Genomic DNA, 23085 nt, shown 5'->3' with positions numbered 1-23085 from the left:
TCACTCTTGTAGCTCATGGCAAGGTTCCTGCTGAGTTTGCATACAATCGCCGGCACGGGAATGCCGGTTTGGCGGTAGACTTAGCCAAAATGCGGCACAATACGCGCGTGATTTCCGACATTATCACGCCTTGATGCGGCGTGGGGTCTTTCGCAGGCCCTGCCAAGGTTCCTTAAAGGAAACGGAATTCCCCAAAACTAGCCACCTAGGGCGCCCAGGCGCGCTGATCCGGTACAAAGAGCACAAGTTCGCTGCCCAGATGCAGGGAGCCGGGACGTTCGACCCAGGCGGTGATTCCCCGGCGATTCTGTGCGGCGGGCTTGAAGCGCGCGCCAAAGCCTGTGTGGTCTTTCTCAATCTCGCGGCCCGGCAGCACGCAGGGACGGTTTTCCATGTCCACCGTCAGCGTTACCCCGTCCGGTCCCTGCAGACGCGAGGACGGCGGCACGAAGGTGAAGTCCGGGATGCCGCGCAGCACGATGGTTGCGCCCAGATGCGCAGGGTTAACGCTGTCCATCCCCATGTCCGCCGCGATTAGGGCCAGTTCCTCTTCCGACAGGATGGTCAGCTGGCGCACGTTGCGGATTTCGGTGCCTTCCGGGTACAGGTTCCTGACCCGCACGCAGGAGGGGCGGTTCCCGCCCTCGTGGCGCCCGCCGGCAATGCCGCCAAAGCCGAGGTCCAGATGATCTGCGGGCACCGCCTGCAGGCCGCTGTCCGCGGGCACATGGCCCAGCCAGGTAATCTGTCCTGTGAATTCCGTTTTCCGCAGCACCGGCATGCCCGCTCTCCCTCGCATAAGTCTTTGACGTTGCAGTGAGCATACAGGCGGCGCGGACCGGCACCAGTGGTGCCGCGATGGTTTTTTGTGGTCCCGCAGTTCAGCGCCGGAAATGAAAAACCCCCGGAGGCCAGCGGCATCCGGGGGTCAAAGCCTTGGGTCATCAGGCGGAGGGCTCAGGCTCCATGCCGCCCTCTGGCGGGGTCTTTTTGGGCTTCGCCTTGGGGATCGCGGTGACCGAGGCGTTGCCCTGATCCTCGCTGTCGTCCTCATCGTCGCCGGCCTGCGGCGGCTCGCCGTTCATCACCCGCTTGATCTCGTCGCCGGTCAGGGTTTCGTATTCCAGAAGGCCCTGCGCCAGACGCTCCCATTCCTCGTTCTTGTCCTTGAGGATCTCCAGCGCCTGCTCATAGCCCTGCTGGATGAAGCGTTTGACCTCTTCCTCGATCAGCTCCTTGGTGTTCGCCGAAACCGAGAAACCCGCAGTGTTGCCGGAGTAGCCTTCATGGGCCTCGGCATAGTCGATGTTGCCGACCTTGTCCGACATGCCCCAGCGCAGCACCATGGCACGGGCCAGCTGGCTGGCCTGCTGGATGTCGCCGGCCGGACCGTTGGAGACATGGTCCTCGCCATACTTGATGACTTCGGCTGCCTTGCCCGCCATGGTCATTGCCAGTTTCTGCTGGCACTCATCGCGGTGGTAGTTCAGCCGGTCCATTTCGGGCAGCGACACCACCATCCCCAGAGCGCCGCCGCGCGGGATGATCGTTGCCTTGTAGACTGGATCGCACAGCGGCAGGGCCAGACCGACAACGGCATGGCCGGCCTCGTGATAGGCGGTCTTTTCCTTCTGGTCCTGGGTTAGCACCATCGAACGGCGCTCGGCCCCCATCATCACCTTGTCCTTGGCGGATTCGAAATCCTCCATAGTGACAAAGCGGCGGCCGACACGGGCGGCCATCAGCGCCGCCTCGTTCACGAGGTTGGCCAAATCGGCACCGGAGAACCCAGGCGTGCCGCGGGCGATGATGCGCAGGTCCACATCGGGCCCGAGCGGAGTCTTGCGGGCATGCACGCCAAGGATCTTTTCCCGGCCCTTAATGTCGGGGTTGCCGACGGTCACGTTGCGGTCAAAGCGGCCGGGGCGCAGCAGCGCCGGGTCCAGCACATCCTTGCGGTTGGTGGCGGCCAGGATGATGACGCCTTCGTTGGCCTCAAAACCGTCCATCTCCACCAAGAGCTGGTTCAAGGTCTGCTCGCGCTCGTCATTGCCGCCGCCATAGCCGGCGCCGCGGTGGCGGCCCACCGCGTCGATCTCGTCAATGAAGACGATGCAAGGCGCGTTTTTCTTGGCCTGTTCGAACATGTCGCGGACACGGGAGGCGCCGACGCCAACAAACATCTCGACGAAGTCGGAACCGGAGATGGTGAAGAACGGCACGCCCGCCTCGCCCGCAATGGCGCGGGCCAGCAGGGTTTTACCGGTGCCCGGAGGGCCGACCAGCAGCGCGCCCTTGGGGATCTTGCCGCCGAGGCGCGAGAATTTTTGCGGGTTGCGCAGGAATTCGACGATCTCTTCCAGTTCTTCCTTGGCCTCGTCGATGCCCGCCACGTCGTCAAAGGTGACGCGGCCGTGCTTCTCGGTCAGCATCTTGGCCTTGGACTTGCCGAATCCCATGGCGCCGCCTTTGCCGCCGCCCTGCATCCGGTTCATGAAGTAGATCCAGACGCCGATCAGCAGCAGGAACGGCAGCAGCGTGATCAGGAAGGACTGGAAACCCGACTGCTGCTGCTTTTCAGCGCGCACCGGGATGTTCTTCTCGATCAGAAGAGCGGTGACTTCGGCATCGGCCGGTTTGATGGTCACATAGTTTTGCCCGTCCGAGGTCGTGTAGCGCACCTGTTCCCCATCCAGCGTGACAGTGCTGACCTTACCGGTCTCCACCGAACTCACGAAGTCCGAGAAAGTGCGTTCACGGCTCTGCATCGTGCTGCCGGAACCGCTGAACAAATTGAACAGCGCCAGAATCAGCAGAAACAGAACAACCCAAAAGGCGATATTGCGAGCGTTGCCCAAGGAAAGTTCTCCCTATCAGTAAGGCGCACCTGTCAGGCCGCCTGCGTTGAGCTTAAAATAAGGATCATTCGAGCAGGTTCAATGCGATAAAAGGGATGCAAAGAACTCTTCTTCATTTGCCACCGGTTCGGCCGTCCAGCCATTGCCCATTCCGGCCACCGGTGCAGCCGCCAGTTCGGCACCGCGCCACACGGCAGGCGAGGCCTCCAGAACGGTTCCCGGAACCCCGGTTGCGCGCCAGGACGGACAGCTGAACAGCCCGTCGCGCCCCAGGGGCCGCACTTCGCAACCCTTTGCATCGCCTCCGAAAACCTTCCATCTGTCATCCCAGATCTGGCCGGGAAGCGAGGTCACGCCTGCAACCGCATTGGCTTCGCGGCAGATCCAAATCTGTTTGGAGGTTGTCAGAAGGTGGCAGCCGGCAACTGTAGCCGCGCCGCCGCCGCGCGCCGCCAGAACGGCGATTTCCATCGGCACCCGGCGCGGCGGATAGGAGGAGCCTGACACCCATTGGATGGCCTTGACCAGCAGGCGGTAGCCGGTTTCGCCGGGGAGAGTGCGGAACTTCCGCTGGCAAAGAACCACCGCCCCGGCCTGCACATGGGCCATGTCGCGGGCGGCCAGGAAGACGTACCAATCCAGCGCTTCGCGCGCCTTGTTCATGTTTTCGGCAACCCGGGACAGCACCGTCGGCGTCAGGCCCAGCGGTGCCAGTTCCGCCAGGGCGCGGCGTGCCCGCACCCGTTCATAGCGGATGTCGCTGTTGCTGGGATCCTCGCACCATTCGATGCCGCGCTCCTGCAGGAACTGGCGCAGTTCGCTGCGGGTCACTTCCAGCAGCGGCCGCACCAGGGTAACGCCCTTGTGCACGCGGCGCGGCGGCATGCCGGAAAGCCCCGACACGCCAGAGGCCCGGGCCATGCGCATCAGCAGGGTTTCGGCCTGATCGTCCGCTGTATGCGCCACGCAGAGGGTAGAGATGCCATGGCGCCTAGCCCAGGCACACAGCAGATCATAGCGCGCTTCGCGCGCCTGTTTCTGCAGGTTGCCCTTGCCGGGACCATCCTCCCACCGGATCACCTCGTGCGTGATCCCAAGTTCAGAAGCAACTTCGCCAACCCAGGCGGCTTCAGCCGCTGATTCCTCCCGCAAACCGTGGTCCACAGTCGCGGCAAGGAGCTCAACCGGCTCACCTTGGAAGGCTTCTTTCATCAGATGCAGCAGCGCCATGGAATCACTGCCGCCAGAGACGGCAATGCCCAGCTTGCCAGTCAGCCTGGACTGGAACTGGCCGCGCAGCAGTCCCAGGATATCGCGCCGCAGCCCGGTCAAGAACAGCCCAGTTTGGCCATTTCTGCCGCGGCCTCAGCCTGCTGCGCAGCGCCGGGGAACCGCACTCCGACTTCAGACAGCGTGACACAGGCCTGGTCGGTCTGGCCCAAGCGGCCCAGGGCCGCGCCCAGTTCGAACAGCGCCTTGGGGGCCACAGGCCCGGCGGAGTTTCCGGTAAACGCCGCCAGATAGGCCCGCGCTGCTTCGCGGGTGTCACCCAGACCGTCCAGCGCCTTGCCGCGGCTGAATTCGGCAGCGGGTGCCAGCGGGCTGCCTGGATAGGACTGGTTGAAGGCCGCGAATTTCTCTGCCGCGTCCTGATACGCGCCGTCCGCCAGAAGCTTTTCGGCGGCATCAAAGTCCGCCTGCTCGCCAATGGCCAGCTCTCCGGCCGCCGGTTCGGTGCCGGCCGTGCCGGCCACCGCACCCGAGCCGCCGGCGGCAGGCAATTCCCCGCCGCCCAGCGTGGTGGTTTCCTTCAGCGCGCCGACATCGCCGCCCTCCAGCTCAACCAGGCGGAACTCCAGGTCGCCGATCCGGTTGGTGCCATCAGTGACGATCCGGTCGACCCGGTGGCCCAGCTGCTCGGTCTGCAGCGTCAGCCGCTGCAGTTCGCTCTCGATCGCGGCAACCCGGTCCAGAACCGTGTCGCCTGACACATTCGCCGAGGGGGCGCCTGTCGTCGACATCTCGCGCTTCAGCCGCTGGATTTCGACATGCAGAACGGTCAGCTCCTGGCGGATGTCCGCCAGCGTTTGGCTGTCCTGCGCCGCCAGCGGCAGCGGCAGGGCCAGAACGGAGGCCAGAAGAACTGTGCGCAGGCGTTTCATCGCGTTACCCCGTCAGCCCGCCGGCCAGCACGGTGACCGCGCGGCGGTTCTTGGAATAGCAGGCCTCGTTTGAGCAGATCTCCAGCGGGCGTTCCTTGCCGTAGCTGACGACCTTCAGGCGGTGGCCTGCAACCCCTTGCGAAATCAGGTATTCCCGCGCGGCATTGGCGCGGCGGGCGCCCAGGGCCAGGTTGTACTCGCGGGTGCCCTGCTCATCGGCGTGGCCCTCGATGGTGACAACATAATCGGCGTTCTGGGTCAGCCAGCGCGCCTGGCCCTGAAGGATGCCTTGTGCCTCAGGCGTCAGCGTCGACTGGTCCACAAGAAACAGAACCCGGTCGCCGATGGACTGCTGGAAATAAGCCGGGCTTGCCGGATCCAAGGCCCCTGCCCCGGCACCCGCCCCTGCGCCGGCTCCGCCGCCGTTTGCCGTATCATCCCACCGGTTGTTGCTGCAGGCCGCAAGGCCCAGGACGGCAACAGCCGCAATTGCCAATTTCAAACCGCTCATGTTGTCTGCCTATCCCTTTGCGTTTCTTGACCGGAAATTAACATATGCCCGGTTCAGGTTCCATGCGGGTATCCCCGCCTTATAGATTCAATTAATTCTGCAATGGCGACCAGGCCGGGTCAGAGGCCCCGTCCGGTGTCTTCACAGGTTTAAGGTTGCGCCCGGTGATGTCCACAGAATACAGCAGCGCCCGCCCAGCACTGCCCTGGCTTTCGCGGGTAAACATGATCACCCGGCCATTGGGCGCCCAGGTCGGCCCCTCGTCCAGGAAGGACGCTGTCAGCAGCCGTTCCTCGCTGCCGTCGGTGCGCATCACGCCGATGTGGAAACGGCCCTTGTTCTGCTTGGTAAAGGCAATCATGTCGCCGCGCGGCGACCAGACGGGCGTGCCATAGCGGCCTTGGCCAAAGCTGATCCGCCGCGCCTCGCCGCCGCCTGCCGGCATGACATAGAGCTGCTGGCTGCCGGAGCGGTCGCTTTCGAACACGATCTGGCTGCCATCCGGTGAAAACGACGGCGCGGTCTCGATCGACGGGGCCGAGGTCAGCCGCGACTTGGCCCCGGTTTGGATATCCATCGAGAACAGGTCGGTATTGCCGCCCTGGGTCTGCGAATAGACGATGGTGCGCCCGTCGGGCGCAAACCGCGGCGCAAAGCTCATGGTGCCGTCTCCGCTGGACAGCACCTTGCGCTGCACCTGGCCCACGTCCAGCACATGGATCTGCGGGAAGCCGCTTTCATAGCTGGTGTAAAGCACCCGGTCGCCGGTGGGCGAGAACCGCGGCGCCAGCACGATCGAGGCGCTGTTGGTCAGGTACTGCACATTGGCACCGTCGTAATCCATCACCGCCAGCCGCTTGCGGCGGTCGTTCTTGGGGCCGCTTTCAGAGACATAGACCACCCGGCTGTCGAAATAACCGCTCTCGCCGGTGATCCGGCTGTAGATCGCATCCGCCACCTTATGCGCCATCCGCCGCCAGCCGTCGGTGGTGCCATTGAACTGCAGGCCGGTGCCCAGCTCTTTCTCGGCGAACACATCATGGCCGCGGAACCTGACCGTCAGCTGATTGCCGTTGACGCTGACTGCGCCGGTGATCAGCGCCTGCGCATTTACGGCTTTCCAGTCGGCGTATTTCACCGGATTGTCGAAGCCCGTCACCTTGGAGATATGGGCGCTGGCCGGCACTTCCCGGAACAGGCCGGTGCCGCTCAGGTCCGCTGCGATAACCCGCGCGATCTGCGCCGCATATTCCGAGGCTGCCGGTGTTTCCGGCACGAAATCCGGCACCGCATAAGGCAAGGGTTCGATCACGCCCTGGTCGATCTCGATGCGAAGCGGGCCGTCCTGAGCCATGGCCGCGCCCGCGCCTGCCGCGGCTGCGGCTCCGATCAGAAGGGCTGCCAGTATTTTCCTCATTTGATCCGCATCCTTTCAGGATTGAATGTCATCTCAATATCGCGCCATTGCGCGTATTTTTCAGGGGGAAGCTGAAAGCCTGAGGACCCGCAGCGGATAATCGCCCGCCGGGCCGCCTCATAGGCCTGCTTTGCCGCTGCCGAAGACCCGCCGGTGCTGGACAGCATCCGGATCGAGCCGGTGTCCGGCTTGCCGTCCTGGGACAGCGACACACCAACCACCACGGTGGTCTTCAGCGCATCGGTCGAGAGCGAGCCAACGTTCCAGCAGCGCGACACCTCGACCCTCAGCGCGTCTTTCTCGCCCAGCGTCAGAGGCGGGCCGGAGGGTTCCGGCGCCTCCACATCGGCGCCGCCCGCCAGCGCCTCGGCCAGCGCATCCGCCACTGCATCGGCAGTATCCGTCTGCTCCGTTTCTGCCGGCTGCGCCGCTTCTGTCACCTGCGGTTCCGGGTCCGGCTGGGGCCGGGCGGGCCGGGTCTTGGGCCGCTTGGAGACCGCGGGCGCGGCGGAGGCTGCCACATCCTCACCCTCGTTCTCTTCGGTCACAATGCGGTCGCTGGCGGCCTCGCGCGCAGTGGCGTCCTGCACGTCCTGCTCAGTCTCGGCGCCTTCTTCCGGCGCCACCTCGGGCTGGACGATATCGTCGATCCTGGTGTCCGGTTCCGGCGGTGCAACCGGTTCCGGCGCCACCCGGTCCACCGGGCGCGGCGCCGTTTCGGGCCGGACCTGCGGCACCAGGGAGGCCACATCCGGCTCTTCCGCGACAGAGGGCAGCTCGATCGGCACTTCCGGTTCAGGCGGCTGTTCCGGCAGCTCTGTTACCTGCGGATCCGGCTCTGCCGGGGCAATCGGTTCCGGCTGGGTGATTTCCGGTTCCGCATCCGGCTGCGGTGCCGGTTCCGGCGCGGGCTGCACCGCGGCGGGCTCGTTCAGCGGAGCAGGCTCCGGCGACACCTGCGGCGCCTCACGCTGCTGGCTCAGCTTCTCGAATTGCTCGGATGAAATCAGCGCCACCTGCTGCACGTTGGACGGCAAGGGTTCGGACGGGAACCAGGCGCCAAAGACAACCCATGTCATCAGCACCCCGTGCCCGGCAAGTGAGATCTTGGTTCCGGTCTGCACCGTCCGCGTCCCCGCCTACTGCCCTGTGCTTTCAGCCCGCTGCCCGTCCAGCGCCGGACCGCCGGTATCGGTGACCAGCCCCACGTTGGAAAAACCGCCCGCATTCAGCGCGCCCATCACCTGCATCACGTCCGAATAGGCGATCCGCCCGTCGGCGCGCAGGAACACCCGGTCCGAGGAGCGCTCTGCCGCAATCGCGCGCAGTTTGGCCACCAGCTCCTCGCGCGCGACCGGCGTGGTCTGGATTTCCACGCCGCCCTCGGCGGTCATGGTGACGGTCAGCGGCTCTTCCTCGTCGCCGGGCAATGCGCCCGCGGCGGTCTTGGGCAGTTCCACCGGCACGCCCACGGTCATCAGGGGGGCTGCCACCATGAAGATGATCAGAAGCACCAGCATGACGTCCACAAAAGGCGTCACGTTGATTTCGGACATCGGCCGGCCGCGTCCGCGGCGGCGGCCCCGGCGGCGGTTGCTGCCGCCTGAAGGCTGCTGGACTGCGGCGCCCATCGCCTCAGGAATCCAGCTGGCGGCTGAGGATGGTGGCGAACTCATCGGCAAAGGCCTCGTAGCCGCCAATGATGCGGTCGCTGTCCGCGCTCAGCTTGTTGTAGAAAACCACAGCGGGGATCGCCGCCAGCAGGCCCAGCCCGGTCGCCATCAGCGCCTCGGCAATGCCCGGCGCCACAACGGCGAGGTTGGTGTTTTGCTGTTCTGCGATCTCGATGAAGGCGGTCATGATGCCCCAGACGGTGCCGAAGAGGCCAATGAACGGCGCAGTGGAGCCAACAGTTGCCAGCACCGACAAACCGCCCTGCAGCCCTTCGGTTTCCTTGGCGATCGCCACATCCATCGACCGGTCAATGCGCGCCTGCGCGCCGGGGATCAGCCCGCCGTCGCTGCGGTGGCTGCGCCGCCATTCGGTCATCCCGGCCGAGAAGATCCGCGCCGCCTGGCCGGGCGGCTCTGCGCCCACTTGGTCAAACAGCTCATCCAGCGGATTGCCGGACCAGAAGGCGCGGTCAAAGGCGTCTGCCTCCCCGCGCGCTTTGCGGTAGTTTATCGTTTTCTGAATGATGATGCCCCAGGACCAGACCGAGGCCACGATCAGCATCAGCATCACCAGTTTCACGGTTACGGTGGCCCGCGCGAAAAGGCCCCACATGGAGAAATCAATCTCCTGCGCCAGCGCCAGAGTTTCTGCTTCCATTCGCCTGCTCTACGGTTTTCCCAGCCGTTTATCCGGCCTTATTTGGCAAGACGCTAGCGCAGTTCAATGGCAAAGGCCAATAAAACAGGCGGCCGGGCGCCAAATGTTACCGCAATGCGCGAATCTCTGCCGGAAGCCGGGCCGGTTTGCCGCCTGTGGTTATGCAAACAATGGTGACCTGGGCGCGGAACAGCACCTGGCCGTCCCGTGCGACCTCCTGATTCAGGACCATCCGGGCAGGGGTCACGTTGTGCATTGAGGTGATGACCAGCAACTCCTCGTCGAACTTGGCAGGCGCCAGGTAATCCGCCTCGATCCGGCGCACCACATAGATCAGCCCGGCCTCGCGCATGGCGTTCTGATCGACCCCGATGCCGCGCACCCAGTCACTGCGGGCGCGCTCGATGAAGCGCAGGTAGTTGGCGTGATAGACAATCCCGCCCATGTCGGTGTCCTCATAGTAGACCCGGACGGGAAATTGGTGGTTCATTGCCTGCTCTCCTGCGTTTGCCCGCGCACCCTATGGGCGGCGCCAAACCGCTGCAAGCCGGCTCATCCCTCTAGCGGATACTCCGCCAAGTTGTCATACCGCGCGCCCTCTGGCGCCAGCGTCGATTGGAACAGCGCAAAGCTCTCCGCTTCGCACTGCAGCCGGAACTCCGATGCCGCGGCCAGAAAACGGGCAACCTTCTGCACCTGCCCCGCCTCCATGTGCCGGGGAAAACGCGCCAGCGTCACATGGGGGCGGAAGCGTTCGCGGGACAGCTCGATCCCGGCAGTGCGGCAGGCGCTGCGGACGTGGTCGCGCAGGCGGGTCAGCTCCGGCGTTTTCCGCACCTCTGCCGCCAGCACCCGCGGAAGCTTGCCGCCAAAGGTGTCCAGACCGTTGAAGGTCAGCTGCAGGGGCGGCACGCTGATCTCTGCCAGAAGCTGATGCAGGGCCTGCAGCGCGGCCTCCGGCTGGTCATCGAGGAAGGCCAGCGTCAGGTGCATGTTCTCTGCGGGGACTTGGCGTCCCACGGTCAGCCGCTCCTGCACGCGTTCCAGCGCATCCAGGGCTGAGTCCGGCAGCGGCAGGCCGACAAAGGCGCGCATCAGCTCTGCGGCGGTTCCGCCGGCGCCTGAAGCCGCGCAAACAACCGCAGAGCATGGGATTTATCCTCCGCCGCAACCGGCATCATCCGGTCGTAAGCGGCCGCGATTACTCCCGCGATTTCGGGCCGCAGGATGGTGGCGCCGGTCTCCGGCAGAACCGCCAGCGGCGAGGCCTCGGCGAAGGCCGCATCGCCCCACATCAGCGCCACCTGCACCGCCTGGGTGAGCGCCAGCGTCTCGGCCGGCATCTGCGCCATCGCACCCTGCATCCGCAGGAAAACAAACGCCGCCTTGATGCCGCCCTGATCGTCAAAGCGAAAGGCGCGGTACTGGCTGGCATCACCGTCTCTCAGCCGTGCGACCAGCGTCTGCAGCCCCGGGATCAGCCGGTCAAGGTCCGGCACCTCCAGCAGTTCCTCCCACTCGCGGAAAAAGAAGAACATCAGGTTGGAGCCCAGCTCCGGGTCGGTTTCGGCCATCTGGTGGCCTGCCAGCGTCATCACTGCTTCCAGCGCGCCCTTGACGGTCTTCAGGGTCTCGTCCTGCACCCCGAACACAATCGGCGCCACCGGCCGGCCCCAACGGGCAAAGGCGTAGGCGCCGTCATTGCGGGTGAACAGGGTTTCGATCTGCTCCGGCGTCAGGTCTGGCAGCTGGGCGGTCATTTGCGTCTCCTTGGTCCTGCCCCGTCTATGCCGTCTGTATGCCGGGACAGCAAGGGGAAGGCTCCCGCGCCTGGCCGGCCTCCTGGCTGCGCCAGGCCGCCGGCAGCAGCCTTGGGCCCGGCGCCGCAGGCGCGGCGCAGTGCATTCAGATAGGTCAGCAATATTGCCCGAATGTTTCGCGCGCGAAACATTTGGACAGAAAGACTGACACAACTTATAGTGGCAGACCCCGGTTTTACCCGAACAGGTCGTTCTGGCTGCGCGGCGGTGGCATGCCGAGGTGGGTCCAGGCCTTTTGCGCCAGCATCCGCCCGCGCGGGGTGCGCTGGATCAATCCCTGCTGCAAGAGGTAGGGCTCGATCACCTCCTCCAGCGCGTCGCGGCTTTCGCTGAGGGCTGCCGAGATTGTCTCAATCCCCACCGGTCCGCCGCCGTAGTTTTCCGCGATCAGCTTCAGATAACGGCGGTCGGCGCCGTCCAGCCCCAGCTGGTCCACCCCCAGCCGCGTCAGGGCACCGTCGGCCAGCTCCCGGGTGATGGTGCCGTCGCCCTCCACAACCGCGAAGTCCACCACGCGGCGCAGGAGCCGCCCGGCGATCCTGGGGGTGCCGCGGGCGCGCCGCGCGATTTCGCGGGCGCCGGCATCATCGGCCGGGGCACCCAGCTTGCGGGCGTTGCGGCTGACGATCTCAAACAGCTCGTCGATGGTGTAGAACTGCAGCCGGGTCGGGATGCCGAAACGGTCGCGCAGCGGTGTGGTCAAGAGGCCCATCCGGGTGGTGGCGCCGACCAGGGTAAAGGGCTGCAGCTCGATCCGCACGGTCCGCGCTGCCGGGCCTTCGCCGATCACCAGATCCAGTTCGAAATCCTCCATCGCCGGGTAGAGCACCTCCTCCACCGCCGGGTTCAGCCGGTGGATCTCGTCGATGAACAAGACGTCGCGGGCTTCGAGGTTGGTGAGGATCGCTGCCAGGTCGCCTGCCTTGGCCAGCACCGGGCCGGAGGTCATGCGGAAGTTCACGCCCAGCTCGCGCGCGACGATCTGAGCGAGCGTAGTTTTGCCAAGGCCCGGGGGGCCGTGGAACAGCGTGTGATCCATCGCCTCGCCGCGGCGGCGGGCGCTCTCGATGAAGACGCGCAGGTTGGCGCGGGCCTCGGCCTGGCCGATGAACTCACCCAGGCCCTGCGGGCGCAGGGCGCGGTCGTTGTCTTCCGGCAACGGCTCGGGGCGCAAGGCGGGGTCGGCGTCAATCATGTCAGTGTTTCCGCAATTAGAGGGAACCCGGAAAGGGCAGCGCCCGTCCCGGCGGGGCAGGAAGCGAAGCGCCCGCCCCGAGGGGGGCGGGACGGGCGCTGCCCGGCCTGCAGGCCGGGTCGGGCATCCGATATCCGCAACAACTTACATCACCCTTTCGGCGCCAGCAGGCGCAGCGCGGCGCGGATCAGTTCCGGCTCATCCGCATCCGGATAGGTCGCAGCCGCCTCCGCCACCGCAGCCGCGGCATCCGAGGGGCCGTAGCCCAGATTGCCCAAGGCCGACAACGCCCCGGCGGAAGCAGCCGCCGCACCGCTGGGTTTCTTGGGCGGCGCCTTGCGGGCCGGCTTGGCGGCGGGTGCGGGATCGGCATCCTCGACCACCTCCAGCCCTGGGCCGTCCATCGCGTCCACCACGGTGCCACCCATCGCCATCACGCCGGGCGCCTTGTCCTTGAGATCCAGCACGATGCGCTGCGCGGTCTTGGGGCCGACGCCCTTGGCGGCCTTTACTGTGGCCCAGTCCCCCAACGCAATCGCGCGGCTCACCCCGTCCGGCCCAAGCGCGCCGAGAATGGCCAGCGACACCTTGGCGCCGACACCTTGCACCGAGGTCAGCAGCCGGTGCCATTCCTTCTCCACCAGCGAGGTGAAGCCGTAAAGCTGCATCAGGTCCTCGCGCACCACCATGTCAGTGTAGAGCGCGATGGCTTCGCCCACACCCGGCAAAGCCGCCATGGTGCGGTCGGAGCAGTAGACGATGTAACCAACGCCGCGCACGTCGATCAGCACGTGATCCTGCGCCCGGTAGTCGAGCCGCCCTGTCAGCTTGCCGATCATGCGCGTTTCTCCCTTAGCTGGCGCTGCTGCGTGCCGCCGTAGTAGGCGTGGCAGATCGCAATCGCCAGCGCATCTGCGGCATCAGCGTTCTTGGGAAGGCACCCCGGCAACTGCAGCTTGACCATATGCATTACCTGCTCCTTCTCGGCGTGACCCACACCCACCACCGTTTTCTTGACCCGGTTCGGGGCGTACTCGCCCACCGGCAGACCCGCCTTGGCCAAGGTCAGCAGGGCCACCCCCCGCGCCTGGCCCAGCTTCAGCGTGCCGGCGCCGTCCTTGTTCACGAAAGTCTGCTCGATCGCTGCCTGGTCCGGGGCGAATTCCTCGATGATCTCGGAAACCTGGTTGTGCAACGACAACAGACGCTCGCCCAGATCGTCGCCGTCAGAAGTGCAAACACCATTAGCAACATGGCTGAGACGGCTGCCGCGCGATTCGATTACACCCCATCCAAGGTTCCGCAACCCCGGATCAATTCCCAAAATCCGCATGATCTGCCTGCCCTTGCCCGCGAGCCGGCCCGCTGGCCGGAAATTATTTTGACCCAGCACTAGCACAAAAGGCGAACATGTCCAATTGCTTTCATAGCTGATTGTTTCCGGGAATCCTGCAGCTGCGGCCTGGAAACGACCCTTCATACTGGCGGGAACGACATTTTCGGGCCCATTCGGAGCCTGGCCGTAAACCCCTTATTTACAAGGCAAACAGCTATGCAGTTAGTGCATATGACACATGCAATTTCAGGCCTTGCTGCGCTGATTTTTCGCCACTAGATGCCCGCCATCGCAATGACGCGACGGATGCTAACAGCTAATCAGAGGACACGGATATGGCCGCATTTGATACCACCCGCACCACCTATGGTTCCACCGGCCTGTTTGGCCGTTTCGGCGATCTGTTCGCCGCTGCAACCGGCGCCTTCGCCGCCTGGAACGACGCCCGCGTGACCCGCAACGCGCTGAACGGCCTGTCCGACCGCGAGCTGGCCGACATCGGCATGTGCCGCGGCGACATCGATGGCGTCGCCACCGGCAAAACCGTCATCTGAGACATCCCTGATTTCCGCCCTGCCTCCTCCCTCGGGGCGATTAGGGAAACGCCGCGGACCTGCAATGGCCGCGGCGTTTTTTATTGGCGCGGCCGTGCAGCCAGCCGCCGGCAAAGGAAAAGGCCGCCTGCCCCGTGAGCAGCGGCCTTTCACACTCTTTCCTGCAGTTTGATCCGGGTCAGCGCAGCACTGGCCCGATCTTCTGAGCGATGTAAACGGAAGCAGGATCAGCCTGCATGATAAAGGCCCCCGCGCGCTCAAGCGCACTGCCTTCGGCAAGGGTCCTGACCCTTTCGTCATAGCTGCCAAAACCAAGCGCTGCCATCAGGAAGCCCTTGAACAGCAGGAAGGCCCCGGCAAAGATCACCACGGTGCGGGCCGAGATCCGGGACTGCACCCGGCGCGGCTGAATCACCAAGAGCCCATCCGGCCGCATCTTCGCGGAAAAGCCTTCGGACATGGCCGTATGTTTGCGGTTGATATGCTTCAAACGCGATTGGAACGTATCACGATGTTCGCCCATCACTAGTCTCCGAACTGGCCCCCACCAGCGGATGGCCCATCATTGGCTAAAAATGCGGCAAAAGTGGGGCAAGCCCCTCAAATTTGCCGTAAACTTAGTTCAATCAGCCCGCTTTACGGAGAAGTAACGTTGTCCATTCACCAATTTCGTCCCGGCGCGCCAGATTGGCGCCGTTCTGTGCATAAACGCTGACCACGTCATCGGCCTGCTCGTTCAGGATTCCGGAGAGAATCGCATAGCCGCCGGGACGCAGATTCGCCGTCAGATCCGGCGCCAGGGCCACCAGCGGGCCTTTCAGGATATTGGCGAAGATCAGGTCATAGGGCGCCTGCGCCTGCAATTCCGGGTTGTCGAAACCCGCTGCCTCTAGGCAGGTGACTTGGCCTTCCATACCGTTGGCCTTGAGATTGGCCTCAGCCACCTCGACCGCGACCTCGTCGATGTCGCTGGCCAGGATGGTGCCATCCCAAACGCGCGCTGCGGCCATTGCCAGCACCGCGGTGCCGCAGCCGATGTCAGCCACCTTTTCGCCGCGGAAGCCCTCGTCCAGAAGATGGTCCAGCGCCTTGAGGCAGCCCAGCGTGGTGCCGTGGTGGCCGGTGCCGAACGCCATTGCCGCCTCGATCAGCAGCGGGATCTTGTCTGCGGGCAGCTTGTCCGCGTCATGGGAGCCGTAAACGAAGAAGCGGCCGGCCTCGACCGGCGCCAGTTCGCGGCGCACATGGGCGACCCAGTCGGTTTCCGGCACCTCTGAGACCACAAAGGGTTTGGCCTCATGCATCGCAGCCAGCAGCGCCAGGCCTGCCTCGTCGGGGGCTTCGGTGAAATAGCCGCCAACCTCCCACAGGCCGGAGCCGTCCTCCATCTCAAAGACGCCGATGCCGGTAGGTTCCGGGATGAGCCGCTCCATGGCTTCGCCCAGCGCTTCGGCCTGGGCTTTTGCAGTGAGCGTGGTGAGGGCGGTGAATGTGGGCATGGCGTTGCTCCTGAAACTGTTGCCATGCGCCTAGGCTTCCACGCGCCCCGCGTCAAGCATCCGCCTGGCCTGAGGCCAGGCAGCGCCCGCGCTTAGCTCATGCGCGGGCGCTCCGCCCCTTGGCGGGGCGGAAGAGTCACTCCGCCGGCGCAGGCCGCGCGTATTTGCTGAAGATGGTCTCGTTGCCGGGTTCCGGATGGCGCGGGATCAGCAGCGACAGGGACAGCGACACCAGCGCCATGGCGGCCGCCAGGGCAAAGACCAGGCCCGGCTCATAGACCCAGAGGAGGCCAAGCAGCACCGGCAGGAACACCGCGGCGATGTGGTTGATGGTGAAGGCCACGGCGGCCGTGGGGGCGATATCGCCCGGGTCGGCGATTTTCTGGAAGTAGGTCTTGAGCGCCAGCGCCAGGGCAAACAGCACATGGTCCACCACATAGAGCACAGCCGCAATCACCACACCCCAGCCGAACCAGTAAATGCCGCCATAAGCCGCAAAGACGATGGCGAGCCCTGCGTATTCGAAAATCAGCGTGCGGCGCTCGCCAAAGGCGGCCACGGCCTTACCCAGAACCGGCGCAACGGTCATGTTGATCACCAGGTTGATCAGGTAAAGCCCGGTCAGCTCATGCACCTCAAAGCCGAACTTCTCGACCATCATGAAGCCTGCAAAGACCACAAAGATCTGCCGCCGGGCGCCCGCCATGAACTGCAGCGCGTAGTAGAGCCAGTAGCGCTTGCGCAGGATCAGCTTCTTGGTCTGCGGGTGCGGCGCGTCGAACTGCGGATAGGCAAAGAGCGCAAATAGCGCGATGGCAGCGGTCAGCCCGCCTGCGGCCAGGAACACGGTGTTGTAGCTGAGGCCCAGGCTCTCCCAGGTCAGCACGATCAGCCCGTAGACCACCAGCGTTGCCGCCGACCCGGCAGCGACCAGCCAGCCCAGCGTCTGCGGCGCGCGGTCCTTGGGCAGCCACTGCAGCTGCAGCGACTGGTTCACCGTCTCGTAGTAGTGAAAGCCGATGGAGCTGAGAAGCGTCACCATCAGCAGGCCGCCGAGCGAGGGGAACCAGGCGGTGACTGCGGTGGCCACGCCCAGCATCACCAGCGAGATCAGCCCCAGCACCTGCTCGCGCACGAACAGGATCACCGCGATCACGCCAACGGCCAGAAAGCCCGGGATTTCCCGGACCGTGTGCAGCAGGCCAATGTCGGCGCCGTCGAAATTGGCCGCTTCGATCACGAAGTTGTTGAGCAGCGCGCTCCAGGTGTTGAAGGCAATCGGCATCGCCAGCGCCATCAGGAACAAAAGCGTCACCGGGCGGCGCCAGAACGGGAGGCCCTGGGCCTCAGAAAGGGGCATCGGTTTGAACATGAGCAAGGGTTTACGCCTGTTCCGCCGGTCTGGCGAGGGGGAAAACCCGCCTGCACATTAAGCTCCGCATCAGCGCGCAGAGACTGGAAATGCGAGGCTCTGCCTCGCACAGGGATATGCCGGGCAAGAGAAAGGCCGCTTCTTTCTGGTAAGAAATACCCCGGGGGAGGCCGCAGGCCGGGGGCAGCGCCCCCTGCCCGGTCTCAGAAAAAGCTCTGCGGGTCGATGTCGATGCTGAGGCGCAAGTCGCCCTTCAGCCGCAGCGGCGCGGTCCAGCGGGCCAGCGCCTCCTGCAACGGCACGCCTTTCGGCGCCTTGACCAGCAGCCGCACCCGGTGGCGGCCGCGGACGCGGGCGATGGGGGCCGGGGCGGGGCCGAACAGCTGGGCGCCGATCTGGCGCAGCGGTCCGTCGTTGCGGGCCATCGCATTGCCGAGGTCAAAGACCGCCGCCAGATCCGGCCCGGACAGGATGATCCCGGCCATCCGGCCATAGGGCGGCACGCCAGCGGCCTGACGCTCGGCGGCTTCTGCTTTCCAGAAGCTTTCCTCATCCCCAGACAGGATCGCCCGGATCACCGGGTGCTCCGGCTGGAAGGTCTGCATCAGGGCCTCCCCCGGGCGTTCGGCGCGCCCTGCCCGGCCCGCCACCTGACGCATCAGCTGAAAGGTCCGCTCTGCCGCGCGCAGGTCGGAACCCTGCAGGCCAAGGTCGGCGTCAATCACCCCCACCAGCGTCAGCAAAGGGAAGTTATGGCCCTTGGCGACCAGCTGGGTGCCGAGGATGATGTCGGCTTCGCCTGCGGCGATCTCCTCGATCCGGCTTTTCAGCGCGCGGGCAGAGCCGAACAAGTCGGAGCTGAGCACCGCAATGCGGGCCTCGGGGAACATGGCGGTGGCTTCCTCCGCCAGCCGCTCGATGCCGGGGCCGACCGGGGCCATCTTGCCCTCCACCTCGCAGGAGGGGCAGGCCTCCGGCACGGGTTTGGTCTCGCCGCACTGGTGGCACATCAGCCGCTTCATGAAGCGGTGCTCCACCATCCGCGCATCGCAATGGTCGCAGGCCACCTGCGCGCCGCAGGCGCGGCAGATGGTAACCGGGGCAAAGCCGCGGCGGTTGAGGAACAGGAGCGATTGCTCACCGCGTTCCAAGCGCAGTTTCATTGCCTGTTTCAGGGTTGGCGAGATCCAGGTGGAGGGCAGCAGGTCCTCTGACCGCATATCCACTGCGCGCATGTCCGGCAGCACCGAAGCGCCGAAACGGGAGGTGAGGTTCAGACGGTTGTACTTGCCGGCCTCGGCATTGGCCCAGGTCTCAAGCGAAGGCGTGGCGGAGGCCAGCACGACCTGCGCCGAGCACATCGCCGCGCGCAGCACTGCCATGTCGCGGGCGTTGTACAGAACCCCGTCCTCCTGCTTGTAGGAGGTGTCGTGTTCCTCATCGACGATGATCAGGCCCAGGTCGCGGAACGGCAGGAACAGGGCTGAGCGGGCGCCGATCACCAGCTGGGCCGCTCCCTGCCCGACCATTTTCCAGACCCGGCGGCGTTCGGTCATGGTGGCGCCGGAGTGCCATTCAGCCGGTTTGGCGCCAAAGCGCGCCTCGACGCGGGTCAGGAACTCAGCGGTGAGCGCGATTTCGGGCAGCAGCACCAGCGCCTGCCGCCCGGCGCGCAGGGCGGCGGCGACGGCCTCCAGATAGACCTCGGTCTTGCCGGAGCCGGTGACGCCCTTCAGCAGCGTGGTGCCGTAGCGCCCGCTGTACACACCTTCAGCCAGAGTAGCGGCAGCCTTGGCCTGATCCTCGGTCAGCTGTTTTGAGGGCAGTTCCGGGTCGAGATGCGGATAAGGGGTGTCGCGGGGGGCTTCCTCCTCGCGCAGGGCGCCCTGCTTGACCAGCCCCTTCACCACCGAGGGTGTCACATCCGCCATATCGGCGAGTTCCCTGGGTGTGAAGGCAAGGCCGCCATACTCCTCCAGCACCTCCAGCACCCGGGTGCGGGCATCCGTCATCCGGTCCGGCACGCCCTCGCCCCGGCGCAGGATCTTGCGCATCGACGGCGGATCGGAAAGACCCGGCGCACGGGTGGCCAGCCGCAGCATCGCAGGCATCGGTGTCAGGGTGTAATCGGCGGCCTTGCCAAGGAACTGGCGCATTTCGGTCCGCATCGGGGCCACATCCAGCACCCGGATCACCGAGCGCAGCTTGGCCGAATCGAAATCCCCGGCACCCGGCCCCCAGACCACGCCCAGCACCTTGCGCGGACCCAAGGGCACCTCGACATAGGCGCCGAGGTAGCAGCCGCCCTCCGGCGCGCGGTAATCCAGCAGCCGGTCAAGGGGTTGCGTGGTCAGAACCCCAACCCTCTCGCCTGCCTGAAAGAACTCCTGCCCGCTCATACTGCTGCCTGTGTTGCCGCCCGTATTTCCATGAGGTAAAGGCTGTGGCGACCGAGGCCAACCCATCCAAAGGACTGCCCCATGAAATTCTTCGTAGATACTGCCGAGATCGGCGCCATTGCCGAGCTGAACGATCTGGGCATGGTGGACGGTGTCACCACCAACCCCTCGCTGATCAAGAAATCCGGCCGCGACATCATCGAGGTCACCAAGGAGATCTGCGATCTGGTCGACGGGCCGGTTTCTGCCGAGGTAACCGCCACAGATGCGGAAACCATGATCGCCGAAGGCCGCAAGCTGGTGGAGATCGCCGAGAACATCGCGGTGAAGGTGCCGCTGACCTGGGACGGGCTGAAAGCCTGTAAAACCCTGACCGATGACGGCCATATGGTGAACGTGACCTTGTGCTTCTCCGCCAACCAGGCGCTGCTGGCGGCCAAGGCGGGCGCAACTTTCATCTCCCCCTTCATCGGGCGTCTGGACGACATCAACCTCGATGGCATGGAACTGATCGAGGACATCCGCACCATCTATGACAACTACGGATTCGAGACCCAGATCCTGGCGGCCTCGATCCGCTCCGTAAACCACGTGCTGGATTCCGCCCGCATCGGCGCTGACGTAATCACCGCTCCGCCTGCCGTGATCAAGGCGATGGTGAACCACCCGCTGACCGACAAGGGCCTGGACGCCTTCCTGGCCGACATCAAGGCGGCAGAGATCAAGATCCTGTAATCTGTGGCCGCCAAAAAGCCAAAGTTACAGCACAAACAAGCCTTTGCCATCCTATCTGACAGGCTGGCAAAGGCACTTTCGTCTTATGGCTATGTCCCGCACCCAGCTTGGAAGCCAGGCTGGGAACCACACAATCAGGAATATGCAGCTGATTTTCTGGGGCCGGTTCGTGAAGATGGCATCAGGATAGTGAAATGCCTGTATCTGCCGCACGGCAGGCAGCTTATTGTTGAAGCATGGCATTTTCACTGCGCGTCTGCTGAAAGTTCAGCTGCAGCTTTGGGTAGCGACCCGCAGAAGTGGGGGAAAGCGCTGATCTCTTTGCCTTGGCGGAAAGCCGAAACGCGGGACCACCTCGGCTTCTTATCTTTGCTAACCTTCCCCAAACAGGTGAAGTTCAAGGCGGACGGCAAGCCCTCCAATCTTGAACAGATTTGGAGTGCACACGACAAACTGTTGCAGCCGACTCTCGATCAGATTCATCAGGAAGTCAGGGATCCGGCACGATTCAATTCGCCACTCGCAGCAACGGCTGAAAATTAGCCGTTGAGCAATTCAAGCGCGCATCCATACAGCAATTTCCGTGCGCCCCGCATTTTTCCGCAGCATCAGGGAAATCCCGTGTTATAAACGGCACCAAACCCGTCAGAGGTCCGGAGCCGTAAGAGTTCACATGAGCAGTTCAAGCAATACAGTCAGCCTGGAAGACCAGTTGCGCGAGGCGATCCTCGCCAAACCCGATGCGGTGCTGGAGGATCAGCACCTGATGAACGCCCTGGTTGCAGCCAATGAGCGGGCGATGGGGTCCAACGTGGTTGACCTGCGCGGCATCGCGATGGAACGGATGGCGGCGCGGCTGGACCGGCTGGAGGATACCCACCGCTCGGTGATTGCCGCGGCCTATGACAACCTGGCCGGCACCAACCTCATCCACCGCGCCGTGCTGCGGCTGCTGGAGCCGCGCGATTTCACCGCCTTTTTGGCCTGCCTTGAGCAGGACATGCCGGAAATCCTGCGCGTCCATGCGCTGGCGCTGGTGCTGGAGACCGCCCAGCCCGGCGGCGCCGAGGTGGAGCGCAAGTCCGGCGCACTGAAGCTGGCAGGCCCCGGTTTCACCGAAAGCTATGCAGGCCAGCCCGGCAGCGACCGCCCCGTGACCCTGCGCCAGACCCAGGGCGGCAGCCCGCGGGTCTACGGGATGAAGGCCGAATGGATCCGTTCAGAGGCTTGCCTGATGCTGGACCTGGGCGAAGGCCGCCTGCCCGGTATGCTGGTGATGGGATCGGAAGATCCGCATCAGTTCTCGCCGATGCAAGGCACGGACCTCCTGACTTTCTTTGGCGGCGTCTTTGAACGCTCGATGCGCTACTGGCTGTCATGACGCTGATTTCCCCCGCCTGCCGCGACGCCCTGCAGCTGTGGCTGGAGCGTCTGGGCGGGCTGGAGGATGCCTCCGCCAACACCCTCACCGCCTACCGCGGTGACGTCTCCACCTTCTTGGCCTTCATGACCCAGCACAGCGGCGGGCCGCAGGGGCTGGGGGCGCTGGCACGGATCACCACCTCTGACATGCGGGCCTGGATGGCGTCGGAGCGTAACTCCGGCACCGGCGCGCGGTCGCTGGCGCGCAAGCTGTCGGCGGTCAAGAATTTCTACCGCTGGCTGGCGGAGCGCGAAGGGTTTGAGCCGGCCGCGGTGCTGCTGGCGCGCTCTCCCAAGTTTCAGAAGAAACTGCCCCGCCCGCTGGCGCCGGAGGCCGCCAAGGCCGTCCTCGAAACCGTTGAGCTGCAGTCGCAGCAGGATTGGGTGGCGGCGCGGGACGTCGCCGTGGTGACGCTGCTGTATGGCTGCGGGCTGCGGATATCCGAGGCGCTTGGGCTGACGGGTGCGGATGCACCGCTGCCGCCGGTCTTGCGCATCCTGGGCAAGGGCCGGAAAGAACGCGTGGTGCCGGTACTGCCCGCCGCCCGCGATGCAGTGGAGCGTTACCTGTCGCTGTGTCCGCATCCGCAGGAGGCGAAGGCCCCCCTGTTCCGCGGCGTGCGCGGCGGCGCGCTGAACCCGCGCCAGATCCAGGGGGTGATGGCCAGGACCCGCGCCCAGCTGGGCCTGCCCGCCACCGCCACCCCGCACGCGCTGCGCCACAGCTTTGCCACCCACCTGCTGGAGGCGGGCGGCGACCTGCGCGCAATTCAGGAACTGCTCGGGCACGCGTCGCTGTCGACCACCCAGGCCTATACTGCGGTGGACACCACCCACCTGCTGGAAGTCTACAACAAGGCCCACCCGAAAGCGTGACTTGACCCCGCCCGCCTTGCTGGCCTTTGCTGTCAGCAGGAGGGTCTACCATGCCCGATGAACACCCCGCACAAGTGGAACTGACCAGTATCCTGACCTGCCCCGCCTGCGGGCATCAGGCGGCAGAGGAGATGCCGCAGAACGCCTGCCAGTGGTTTCATGAGTGCCCCGCCTGCAAAACCCTGCTGCGGCCAAAGCCCGGCGATTGCTGTGTTTTCTGTTCCTACGGGACCGTTCCGTGCCCGCCGGTGCAAAAGGGGGACGGCTGCTGCGGCTGACCGGTTTACCGCCCGGTTGAATAAAATCCGCACTAATTTCCGCAGCAGGCAGCAAGCCTCTGTTAAGGCGCTGCAGGCCAGATGGCAGAAACCGATCCAGAAAGGATTCTGCCATGACCCCCGCCGGCTTTGCCGTTTTGTTTGCCGATGGCGCCCCTGCCGCCCCTGCCCCGCCGCCTGATGTGCAGCCATGGCAGCGCGACAGGCCCGCACAATCCCCTTTCTCCTCGCCCGACATCACCGACCCGGCGCCGCATGGCCGCAGCATGGCGCGGATCCAGTTGGCGGCGGGTACGGAATTCCGCCCAATTCTGCACTGA

The 23085-nt window shown here is 64.9% G+C and carries 26 protein-coding genes; 7 read left to right on the top strand and 19 right to left on the bottom strand.

All coding sequences use genetic code 11. From position 1 onward, the window contains the following. Positions 1–205: 205 nt before the first annotated feature. The 15 genes from RA24_RS18280 to ruvC all read right to left on the bottom strand — a co-directional run bounded on the left by RA24_RS18280 (position 206) and on the right by ruvC (position 13627). Positions 206–781: an MOSC domain-containing protein gene (locus RA24_RS18280; RefSeq protein ID WP_039193386.1), complete on the bottom strand. Its 576-nt coding sequence runs from the start codon at positions 779–781 to the stop codon at positions 206–208. 163 nt (positions 782–944) lie between these two features. Next, the gene (ftsH, locus tag RA24_RS18275; protein WP_019298088.1) at positions 945–2858 is read right to left on the bottom strand and encodes an ATP-dependent zinc metalloprotease FtsH; all 1914 of its coding nucleotides are present in this window, start codon (positions 2856–2858) and stop codon (positions 945–947) included. 78 nt (positions 2859–2936) lie between these two features. Further along, entirely contained in the window at positions 2937–4190 is a 1254-nt protein-coding gene (gene tilS, locus RA24_RS18270) for a tRNA lysidine(34) synthetase TilS (RefSeq protein ID WP_082008979.1), read from the bottom strand. Next, positions 4187–5020, bottom strand: coding sequence for a tol-pal system protein YbgF (ybgF, locus tag RA24_RS18265; protein ID WP_019298090.1), 834 nt, complete (start codon positions 5018–5020; stop codon positions 4187–4189). The genes tilS and ybgF overlap by 4 nt, the downstream gene beginning before the upstream one ends. A gap of 4 nt (positions 5021–5024) precedes the next feature. Further along, entirely contained in the window at positions 5025–5531 is a 507-nt protein-coding gene (pal, locus tag RA24_RS18260) for a peptidoglycan-associated lipoprotein Pal (protein ID WP_019298091.1), read from the bottom strand. A 91-nt stretch (positions 5532–5622) separates the two neighbouring features. Further along, positions 5623–6948 (bottom strand): Tol-Pal system beta propeller repeat protein TolB, encoded by a 1326-nt coding sequence (tolB, locus tag RA24_RS18255; RefSeq protein ID WP_019298092.1) that lies wholly within the window; start codon positions 6946–6948, stop codon positions 5623–5625. Further along, a complete protein-coding gene (locus RA24_RS18250) occupies positions 6945–8072 on the bottom strand; it encodes a hypothetical protein (RefSeq protein WP_039193383.1) in 1128 nt (375 codons plus the stop codon). The genes tolB and RA24_RS18250 overlap by 4 nt, the downstream gene beginning before the upstream one ends. Positions 8073–8087: 15 nt before the next feature. Then, complete coding sequence (gene tolR / locus RA24_RS18245) at positions 8088–8579, bottom strand: protein TolR (protein WP_039150780.1); 492 nt, start codon at positions 8577–8579, stop codon at positions 8088–8090. A gap of 4 nt (positions 8580–8583) precedes the next feature. Then, complete coding sequence (gene tolQ / locus RA24_RS18240) at positions 8584–9279, bottom strand: protein TolQ (RefSeq protein WP_019298095.1); 696 nt, start codon at positions 9277–9279, stop codon at positions 8584–8586. Between the two features lie 106 nt (positions 9280–9385). Next, positions 9386–9769, bottom strand: coding sequence for a tol-pal system-associated acyl-CoA thioesterase (ybgC, locus tag RA24_RS18235; RefSeq protein ID WP_019298096.1), 384 nt, complete (start codon positions 9767–9769; stop codon positions 9386–9388). Between the two features lie 62 nt (positions 9770–9831). Further along, positions 9832–10374 carry an RNA 2',3'-cyclic phosphodiesterase gene (gene thpR / locus RA24_RS18230; protein WP_052254309.1) on the bottom strand — a complete coding sequence of 181 codons (543 nt, stop codon included), beginning with the start codon at positions 10372–10374 and terminating at the stop codon, positions 9832–9834. Further along, positions 10374–11039, bottom strand: a complete 666-nt coding sequence (locus tag RA24_RS18225) for a hypothetical protein (RefSeq protein WP_039193381.1) — start codon at positions 11037–11039, stop codon at positions 10374–10376. The genes thpR and RA24_RS18225 overlap by 1 nt, the downstream gene beginning before the upstream one ends. A gap of 235 nt (positions 11040–11274) precedes the next feature. Beyond that, positions 11275–12294, bottom strand: a complete 1020-nt coding sequence (gene ruvB / locus RA24_RS18220; protein WP_019298099.1) for a Holliday junction branch migration DNA helicase RuvB — start codon at positions 12292–12294, stop codon at positions 11275–11277. 149 nt (positions 12295–12443) lie between these two features. Continuing rightward, positions 12444–13133 carry a Holliday junction branch migration protein RuvA gene (gene ruvA, locus RA24_RS18215; RefSeq protein ID WP_019298100.1) on the bottom strand — a complete coding sequence of 230 codons (690 nt, stop codon included), beginning with the start codon at positions 13131–13133 and terminating at the stop codon, positions 12444–12446. Next, positions 13130–13627 carry a crossover junction endodeoxyribonuclease RuvC gene (gene ruvC, locus RA24_RS18210; RefSeq protein ID WP_039150947.1) on the bottom strand — a complete coding sequence of 166 codons (498 nt, stop codon included), beginning with the start codon at positions 13625–13627 and terminating at the stop codon, positions 13130–13132. The genes ruvA and ruvC overlap by 4 nt, the downstream gene beginning before the upstream one ends. A gap of 338 nt (positions 13628–13965) precedes the next feature. Between ruvC and RA24_RS18205 the strand changes: the two genes are divergently transcribed. Further along, the gene (locus tag RA24_RS18205; RefSeq protein ID WP_039193379.1) at positions 13966–14184 is read left to right on the top strand and encodes a DUF1127 domain-containing protein; all 219 of its coding nucleotides are present in this window, start codon (positions 13966–13968) and stop codon (positions 14182–14184) included. Between the two features lie 178 nt (positions 14185–14362). Here RA24_RS18205 and RA24_RS18200 read toward each other — a convergent pair whose 3' ends face one another. The 4 genes from RA24_RS18200 to RA24_RS18185 form a co-directional block, all read right to left on the bottom strand. After that, positions 14363–14644: a hypothetical protein gene (locus tag RA24_RS18200; RefSeq protein ID WP_241480976.1), complete on the bottom strand. Its 282-nt coding sequence runs from the start codon at positions 14642–14644 to the stop codon at positions 14363–14365. 166 nt (positions 14645–14810) lie between these two features. Beyond that, positions 14811–15683 (bottom strand): 50S ribosomal protein L11 methyltransferase, encoded by an 873-nt coding sequence (locus tag RA24_RS18195; protein WP_019298105.1) that lies wholly within the window; start codon positions 15681–15683, stop codon positions 14811–14813. Between the two features lie 136 nt (positions 15684–15819). Then, a complete protein-coding gene (locus RA24_RS18190) occupies positions 15820–17055 on the bottom strand; it encodes an MFS transporter (RefSeq protein ID WP_019298106.1) in 1236 nt (411 codons plus the stop codon). A gap of 203 nt (positions 17056–17258) precedes the next feature. Next, positions 17259–19454: a primosomal protein N' gene (locus tag RA24_RS18185; protein ID WP_039193377.1), complete on the bottom strand. Its 2196-nt coding sequence runs from the start codon at positions 19452–19454 to the stop codon at positions 17259–17261. 81 nt (positions 19455–19535) lie between these two features. Between RA24_RS18185 and fsa the strand changes: the two genes are divergently transcribed. The 6 genes from fsa (at position 19536) to RA24_RS18155 (ending at position 23085) form a co-directional block, all read left to right on the top strand. Then, positions 19536–20189 (top strand): fructose-6-phosphate aldolase, encoded by a 654-nt coding sequence (fsa, locus tag RA24_RS18180; RefSeq protein WP_039193374.1) that lies wholly within the window; start codon positions 19536–19538, stop codon positions 20187–20189. Positions 20190–20192: 3 nt separating this feature from the next. After that, complete coding sequence (locus tag RA24_RS22355) at positions 20193–20732, top strand: hypothetical protein (protein WP_152612867.1); 540 nt, start codon at positions 20193–20195, stop codon at positions 20730–20732. Positions 20733–20862: 130 nt separating this feature from the next. Beyond that, positions 20863–21570, top strand: a complete 708-nt coding sequence (locus RA24_RS18170) for a DUF484 family protein (protein ID WP_039193371.1) — start codon at positions 20863–20865, stop codon at positions 21568–21570. Beyond that, positions 21567–22487 carry a tyrosine recombinase XerC gene (locus tag RA24_RS18165; protein WP_039193368.1) on the top strand — a complete coding sequence of 307 codons (921 nt, stop codon included), beginning with the start codon at positions 21567–21569 and terminating at the stop codon, positions 22485–22487. Before RA24_RS18170 ends, RA24_RS18165 begins: the two co-directional genes overlap by 4 nt. A 50-nt stretch (positions 22488–22537) precedes the next feature. Beyond that, entirely contained in the window at positions 22538–22765 is a 228-nt protein-coding gene (locus tag RA24_RS22940) for a GDCCVxC domain-containing (seleno)protein (RefSeq protein ID WP_019298112.1), read from the top strand. Positions 22766–22878: 113 nt separating this feature from the next. Beyond that, on the top strand, positions 22879–23085 hold the full coding sequence (locus tag RA24_RS18155; protein WP_019298113.1) for a hypothetical protein: 207 nt from the start codon (positions 22879–22881) through the stop codon (positions 23083–23085).

The organism is Leisingera sp. ANG-M6 (assembly GCF_000813905.1).
GTDB lineage: Bacteria > Pseudomonadota > Alphaproteobacteria > Rhodobacterales > Rhodobacteraceae > Leisingera.
The sequence above is the reverse complement of the archived record's forward strand: the minus strand, read 5'-3'. Positions and strand labels throughout refer to the sequence as shown.